The 7817-nt window shown below is 42.3% G+C and carries 4 protein-coding genes; 3 read left to right on the forward strand and 1 reads right to left on the reverse strand.

Features of this window, described 5'->3' with window-relative positions; all coding sequences use genetic code 11:
- Positions 1–824: 824 nt before the first annotated feature.
- From murC to AC5590_RS10800, 3 genes are all read left to right on the forward strand, one after another.
- Positions 825–2288 (forward strand): UDP-N-acetylmuramate--L-alanine ligase, encoded by a 1464-nt coding sequence (gene murC / locus AC5590_RS10790; protein WP_169268638.1) that lies wholly within the window; start codon positions 825–827, stop codon positions 2286–2288.
- Between the two features lie 155 nt (positions 2289–2443).
- Positions 2444–3442 (forward strand): UDP-N-acetylmuramate dehydrogenase, encoded by a 999-nt coding sequence (murB, locus tag AC5590_RS10795; protein WP_169268639.1) that lies wholly within the window; start codon positions 2444–2446, stop codon positions 3440–3442.
- Positions 3443–5558: 2116 nt separating this feature from the next.
- Positions 5559–5840: a hypothetical protein gene (locus AC5590_RS10800; RefSeq protein ID WP_169268640.1), complete on the forward strand. Its 282-nt coding sequence runs from the start codon at positions 5559–5561 to the stop codon at positions 5838–5840.
- A gap of 630 nt (positions 5841–6470) precedes the next feature.
- Here the strand turns inward: AC5590_RS10800 and AC5590_RS10805 are convergent.
- Positions 6471–7745: a competence/damage-inducible protein A gene (locus tag AC5590_RS10805; RefSeq protein WP_169268641.1), complete on the reverse strand. Its 1275-nt coding sequence runs from the start codon at positions 7743–7745 to the stop codon at positions 6471–6473.
- Positions 7746–7817: the final 72 nt, after the last annotated feature.

Raw genomic sequence — 7817 nt, forward strand, 5'->3', positions numbered from 1 at the left:
GGGGCGGCAGCTTTTCGGGGGAAGCTTCCCCCGAAAACGTGCCTTGGGAACCCCCAAGACCGCGCTGGCTCACTTGCACATTAACCTACCTTAAGCTATGTTCTCACAGCCTAGGAGTCAGGGTGCAATTAACCAATCACACAATTGTCCTAATTCTTGTCCACGGTACCAATGAGGTAAGGCTTTAAATGTATCTCAACAAAGAATCTAGTACCAGTGAGTATTGGGATAAGTAGCCAGCAAGGCAATCAGGGTGTCAATAGCATAAAAAATCCCAGAACGACTTTTCAAAAACGAGTGATACAGTCAATCCCAGGTTGTCTGCAATAAGTCGTTGCACTATATATATTTCTGAGAAAAATTTTGTGAAGACACCCAAACGACTCGTTATAAAAGAGTTCCGTCCAAAGATGTCTTGGCTAGAAGCATGTGTAAATTAGGAACTGGAGCAAAAGTACCTCAAATAATTGCCAATTGGTGTATCCACCAACGCTCAAGCTTTCTTCAATTTTAAAAGGCTTTATTTACCAATTGATAATTATAGCAAATTTGAGATCGGCAGCGAAAAACATATATTTACAATAACAACGAGGAGTTTCCCGATTGAGCATAAAGTTTCAGAATAATCATAATATCTGTTAAGAAAGAGAAAAAATGACTAACAAGGGTAAAATCGATTTGAATGAGAAAAATAATCGTGAAAAAAACAACTTATCGGTTATAAAAATGATGGTACAAAGGCAGTATCAGTAAAAATCGAATTCCTGTTATGATACGCGTGTCATTTAGGATGATTGTGTGGTGTGGTGATAGAGGATAAATCAATGAAAGATACAGTAGAGTTTGGCGGTAAACCATTTCATTTCATTGGTATTGGCGGCATAGGCATGTCTGCTTTAGCATATGTGTTAACAAAGCGTCAGTTGCCAGTATCTGGTTCAGATCTTCGTCCAAACCATATTACTCGACGTCTAGAATCTATCGGAACTCATATTTTTGGTAAACAAGAGGCAAGCAATCTGGAATTCTTTCGTCCTCATTCTCAGCCGACTGGAGTAGTATTAAACACTCAAGAAGAACTATCTACTTTCTCGAAAGCAAAATTACCTCAAGTTATTTGTTCAACAGCCATTAACACAACTAATTTAGAGTACAAAGCAGCATTAGAATTAGGTTGTCCAATTTTTCATCGGTCTGATGTACTGGCAGCATTAATTACTCAATATAATAGTATTGCTGTCGCAGGAACCCACGGAAAAACGACAACAAGTAGCATGATTGGTTATATGCTACTCGAAGCAGGTCTTGATCCAACGATTTTAGTCGGTGGAGAAGTGAATGCTTGGGAAGGCAATGCCCGATTGGGGCAAAGTCGATATTTAGTAGCAGAAGCAGATGAATCAGATGGTTCTCTGGTGAAACATAGCCCAGAAATAGGTATTATCACTAACATAGAACTAGACCATCCTGACCACTACGACACATTAGAGGAAGTGGTGGAAACTTTTCAAACATTTGCAAAAGGCTGTAAAACTTTGGTAGGGAGCATTGATTGCACAACTGTACGCGATCGCCTACAACCAACGATTAGCTATAGCCTAAATCCTGATACTGCTGCTGACTACACTGTCACCAACGTGGACTATAAAGCTGATGGTACCACAGCTCTTGTATGGGAAAGGGGCAAGGCTTTGGGTGTGTTGAACTTGCGCTTACTCAGTAAGCACAACCTCAGTAATGCCCTAGCAGCAGTGGCGGTTGGTCGGATCTTGGGCTTAGAATTTGCAGAAATAGCCAAGGGTCTTGCGACCTTTGAAGGCGCAAAACGCCGTTTTGAATTCCGGGGTGAAGCCAATGGCATCGCTTTTATTGATGACTACGCCCATCACCCCAGTGAAATTCGTGCTACTCTTGCTGCTGCACGCTTGCAGGCAAAACAAGGGCAGAGAGTTGTTGCTATCTTCCAACCCCATCGCTATAGCCGGACGCTTACCTTTTTGGAGGAATTTGCTCAATCGTTTAGTCATGCTGATTTAGTTGTCCTCACTGATATTTACAGTGCAGGCGAGCCAAACTTGGGGCAAGTCAGTGGTGAAAAACTTGCAAGTGAAGTTGCTAAACAGCATTCGCAGGTAATGTACCAACCAACTTTAGCCTCAGTCCGCGAATACTTACAGCAAACTTTGCATTATGGAGACTTGGCGCTGTTTCTCGGAGCTGGGAATATTAATCAAGTCATTCCCGAAGTCATGGCGACACAATGTCCACCTGTTAAGGCTACTTCTTAAGGAAAGTTTTTTACCCCCAAAACCGGAGTACAACTTTCGTGCAAGTTGGTTTCCCTTATTCGCATAGTGTCCGTTTAGCAATAGTTACATGGCTTCTCATTGGTGTCGTCTTTTTACGGCATACAAACATCTAAATTCAGCGCGTTCTAAAAGATATGACAATATCCCAGGCAGTAGCAAATGTCTGCAAAGTTTCTGGTATGACAAATAGCAGGCTAATAACATCTAATAATTCCATCGAAAGTAAAGAAATTTATTTACTTGGTACTGATTGTGTTATTAAATCTCAAGTTTCGCTTGCAGCGTATACTTCGTACAGAGTCGGTGGACCTGCTGAGTGGTGTGTTGCTCCTCGAAACTTAGAAGCACTGCAAGCTAGTATTCAGTTTGCGAAAACACATGAATTACCAGTCACAATACTAGGAGCAGGATCTAACTTGCTCGTCAGTGATTGTGGGATACCAGGTTTAGTTGTTGTGACTCGTCATTTGCGCCATAGCCACTTTGACTTAGAAACAGGTCAGTTAACTGTCGCTGCAGGAGACCCAATTCCAAGCCTAGCATGGCAGATAGCAGAGCGGGGATGGCAAGGATTTGAGTGGGCTGTTGGTATTCCTGGAACTATTGGGGGTGCCGTAGTGATGAATGCAGGGGCACACAATAGTTCTATCGCAGATATATTAGTTAGTGCTCAAGTACTTTTACCAGATGGAAGTCTGGAAACTCTCACCCGCGAACAGCTGAGCTACAGCTACCGCACCTCTATCCTCCAAGGAAGCGATCGCATCGTCACCCAAGCCACTTTTCAACTCCAGCCAGGGGCAAACCCAACAGAAGTTCTAGCAGCTACCAAACAACACAAAGAGCATCGACTAAACACTCAACCCTATCACTTGCCCAGTTGTGGTAGTGTGTTCCGCAATCCTAAACCTCATGCTGCAGGCTGGTTAATTGAGCAAACAGGCCTCAAAGGTTACCAAATTGGCAAAGCGCAAGTTGCACTAAGGCACGCTAATTTCATCGTTAATTGTGGTGGTGCTAGTGCTTCAGATATTTTCAATCTCATTCACCATGTCCAACATCAAGTACAACAACGTTGGTCTATTCCGTTAGAACCAGAAGTAAAAATGTTAGGAGAGTTTCAAGCTGCTTAACTAGTCGCCCTCGTCCCCCGCTATAGTGGTATTCCACTTAGCGTGGGGATATAAGGCGGGCAACGACAATTGCATCTTTTATTTATTTTTGCCGAAGGTAAAATCAATAATTGGTGTATGCACAGTTGCTAATCTCTTCGGAATTAACGAAACCAATGTTATATACTAATATTGGTTGCGACCCACCCACTCGGCTCATAACAACCGGTCACAGTAGCAGTAATATGCGAACCCAAGTCTAAGAGCCAGAGAAAAGGGGAAAAGGAATTGCGGCTCTTGCGCGTATGCACAACGCAGGTAAATCCTCGAACAAAAATCAAACTGCCTGCGGGAGGCGGGCGGCTGCAAAGCTCGCCACGGGGTTGGGCAAACCCTCGACAAAAATGGACAACCCTTGTATTTTTGCGGCCTCCAGTCAACTCGTTTTACCAAAATTTTTGGGTATGGCCGCAAAAATACACCCAGATCTTGAGTCTTACGAGTAGACATTGTGTAGGGTTGTCCATTTTTGTCTATGGAAAATGAAGCGGATACTCCCCGGTGGCAGACTTTGCGCCAGGGTACACACGGGTGTACGGGAGTAAGGAGCGAGTCTCAAACCTCCGGAGGACAGGTAAGACCATTATCGTCTTGAGTGACGAATACTTTCGCGTATACCCAACGTGGCACTGACCGATGAAACTGGAAGCCCCCACTATAAACGGTACTCCGTTTTAGTGGTGGGTACTTCACTGAACCAAGCTTTCTGAGAAAAATATAACTTTTTCTCCCCTTCTTGTTCAAATAAGCAGAAGTTTTTTTACAAAAATGCTAAATATTTTTATTTGTAGCCCGCTTGCGCGGGCTTTATTTATGTAAAGGGAGTTTTTTTAACCCAATTAGGATTTATGCAAAAACGTGCTGTTTGCGTCCTACCCTGGAATAAGCAGATCCGTTGTCTATGCGGTTCATTTTTTATTATTTTGCCTGTTGCCCTTCGGGTGTGCGCTCTGCGCACGCCCGAAGGGCGAACGCCAGTCCCCCAAACTCCTGCACCAGACGCACTCGCGTTCGTGACGGAGACCGCCAAGATGGGGGCTGGTCTCACCTGTTAAGCGCCTCAACGAATAATTTCACAACTTCTGCACGGATTACTATATATTTTGTTGGTCATTTACCAGCAAAACTCTAATCATATAGGAATTCGGTTTGATTTGGTGAGACCAGTGCTGCGGGAGGGTTTCCAACGCCAGATACCAAGTGAGGGAAACCCTCCTATGTCCTGAGCCCTGAGTCCCAAAGGGACACGCTGCGCGAACGGGCACGGCCCCGTGCCGAACGGACACGCTAGCCCCGAAGGGGCAAAGCTCGCCGGGGGATACTCCCCCCGGCAGACTTTGGCGCTACGCAAACGCGAACAGTACTGGCTCCTCCGCAGGCAACTGGCGAACCCGAAGGGTGAATTGACAAAGTAGAGGTAGGGAACGCTTAACGCTTAACAGAAAGTGTACCTAGCTTCGTTCAAAATCAAATATGAGTCCTATAGTATTTGTTTTTTTAGAAAGTTACTAATCAATAGACATCAGTAATTTTATTAAAAAAAAGAAATCTTTCTTCGTAATATTTTTTAATTCGTTATTTTTCATGTGCGATATATCATGGTTTTTAGATTTTTTGATATCTTTAGAAGAATTTTAATTTCTTTTAAACAACTTGATATTAGCTAAATATTGACATTTTACTACTGAGTAAAAAAAAGCTTATTTTTTGAACAAAAGAATTGCTATAAACTGAAAAGCTATGAAAAAAAAAGAATATTAGCTACTTTAATTTTCTTTTTTTAGAAGTACCATACTTTTAAATGTATTTTTTTTGTCTTTATCAGAATTTTATTAAAAAAAAAATAAAAACACTATACTTTTTTGTTTGTTTATTGTAATTTGATACTTGTGAGTTTCAAAAACAACAGTAGTTTCAGCTAAGTAAAGGGCATTTGGCTTTTATTCTTTGCATGGAATTTATTGTAATATTAATAACTGGTATTTCCTAGCAGATGCATTTACTAGCATTTTGTTTTGTGAAGTATTCAGAAAAACTCATCAACACAAAGAAAACTTTCACCAAATAGTGAGTTATCATGACGACCGAATCTAAATATCAACTAGTTTCTCTTGATGAGAGCTACATGTCCGATTTGTCTGATGAAAATCAATCCACAGTTTCGGGTGGTACTCTTGGTTTACTTTTTGGGCTTTTAGGTGGGATTTTCAAGCCTCTGTACGGGAATCAGCAGCCTACTACTACTACTACTGTTATTAACAATATTTATGTCAGCAACGGTGGCTCATCAAGCGCATCAGCTGGCTCATCATCTGGCTCATCATCAGGTGGCTCATCAGGTCCAGGTAAAGGCCACTAAAGGAAATACCAAAAAATAAATTATCCAATCTTGTGGTGCAGATATCTTGTCTCCTTCTTACCTAGGACATACAGCCATCCAATCTCACAGGATCTAGTGTGGATATTTTGTTATTTGGCAGTTACAACCCGAATCGGGGTGTAAATTGTTGAAATGCTCTGCATAAGCTTTATATGTGTCAAGAATTAGGTAGAGTCCGGCTAATAGGGATAGCCAGACTCTGTTAGCCTTAGTGTTTTGATGGCTTATGCCTAACCTAGCATTAGTTGGTTGTAAAAGCTATATTTTTTATAGACTCTTTACAGCCAGCTTACTTAGATTAATTTTGCTTCAGTTATAAAAATCACAGTTCTGACTGTTATTATTCATTAGTCATTTTTTTATACTATTAGCTATTCCCTATCGTTTTCATAATGGGTTGATTAGCGGATATTTAGGTTGCTTAACAATTAAGATTGACCTCTAAGCGCCATGAATGAGTGGGGATTCTAAACTGTTCGCACTCTCCGGGCTTCAGGTGTGCTACTTTCCTTTTTAGTTTTGATTGATCATGGGTTCGTTCAAGTTTGAAGGAAGTTTGAAGGAACAATTCTTTCAAACTTCCTGCGATAAATTTGCCAACAACGTCATTTATTTAGAAGGCATAACAGCTGGCTTCTGACTCAACAACTTCCTTCGCAGATTGTCCAATGCTGTACACGCACTGAGGTGGCGAATTAAAGACCGACCTCGCCCTGCACCAAAATGATATTCAAAACTTTGCACTTCTCCATTCGATCCAGCTAACCCGATATAAACCAACCCGACAGGCTTAGTCTCCGTATCACCTGTGGGTCCAGCAATACCAGTGATACTCAATCCCCAAGTGGTCGAAAGACGCGACCGCACTCCCGCAGCCATTTGTTCTGCAACAATAGAACTGACAGCCCCATGCTTTGCCAAATCTTCGGAGTTAACACCCAAAAGCCCTACTTTTACGGAGTTATCATAAGAAATCACCCCACCCCAAAAGTAATCAGAACTTCCAGAAATCTCCGTTAACATTTGCCCTAATCCGCCACCAGTGCAAGATTCTGCCACAGAAAGGGTTTCCCCTGCACCACGCAACAACTCACCCACAACTGAGGCAAGAGTGTCATCATCTGCACCATAATAATCTAACCCCGCAATTTGTTTAATCTGTTTTTCAATGGGGGCAATCAAATCCTGTGCTTGTGATTGGGAAGCAGCTTTAGCAGAAACTCGTAATTTCACTTCTCCTCTACTGGAATAAGGTGCAACTGTTGGGTTGGGCAAGTTTAGATAAGCTGCGACCTTTTCGGCTATTGCTGATTCCGTCACACCCCAAAACTTTAACATCCGACTATAAATAATTTCTTTACCCCAACCTTGACTTTTCAGATAAGGTACAGCAGTATCCTCCCACATCCGGTACATTTCACTTGGCACACCAGGAAAGGTGAAAATCGTTAATCCTGAACGAGGCTGCCAAATAATGCCGGGTGCTGTTCCCGTAGGGTTTGGTAAAACTTCGGCACCTTGGGGTAACAAAGCTTGTTTGCGGTTACTCGCAGTCATAACTCGACCGCGTTGAACATATTTTCTGGTAATATCTTCAATAATATCTGGACGCTCTACTAAAGGAGCACCAAAAAAATCCGCAATTGTTTCACAAGTCAAGTCATCTGGTGTCGGACCAAGACCTCCAGTAAAAATCAAAATTTCCGCTCTTTGACTTGCAATTTCTATAACCTGTTTTAATCTTGTTGGGTTATCTCCGACAACTGTTTGATAGTAGTGGGGAATACCTAGCCCAGCCAACTGCCGCGCCAAATATTGAGCATTACCGTTGAGGATATCTCCTAACAGGAGTTCGGTTCCAACACAAATAATTTCTGCACTCATAAAATGAAGAAGGGGTGTAGGGGAGCCAGTACTGATAGCGTAGCGTGGCACTTTGTGCCATAGGAGGGTTTC

Origin of the sequence: Brasilonema octagenarum UFV-OR1, from assembly GCF_963888615.1 — a bacterium.
Classification (GTDB): Bacteria; Cyanobacteriota; Cyanobacteriia; order Cyanobacteriales; family Nostocaceae; genus Brasilonema; species Brasilonema sennae.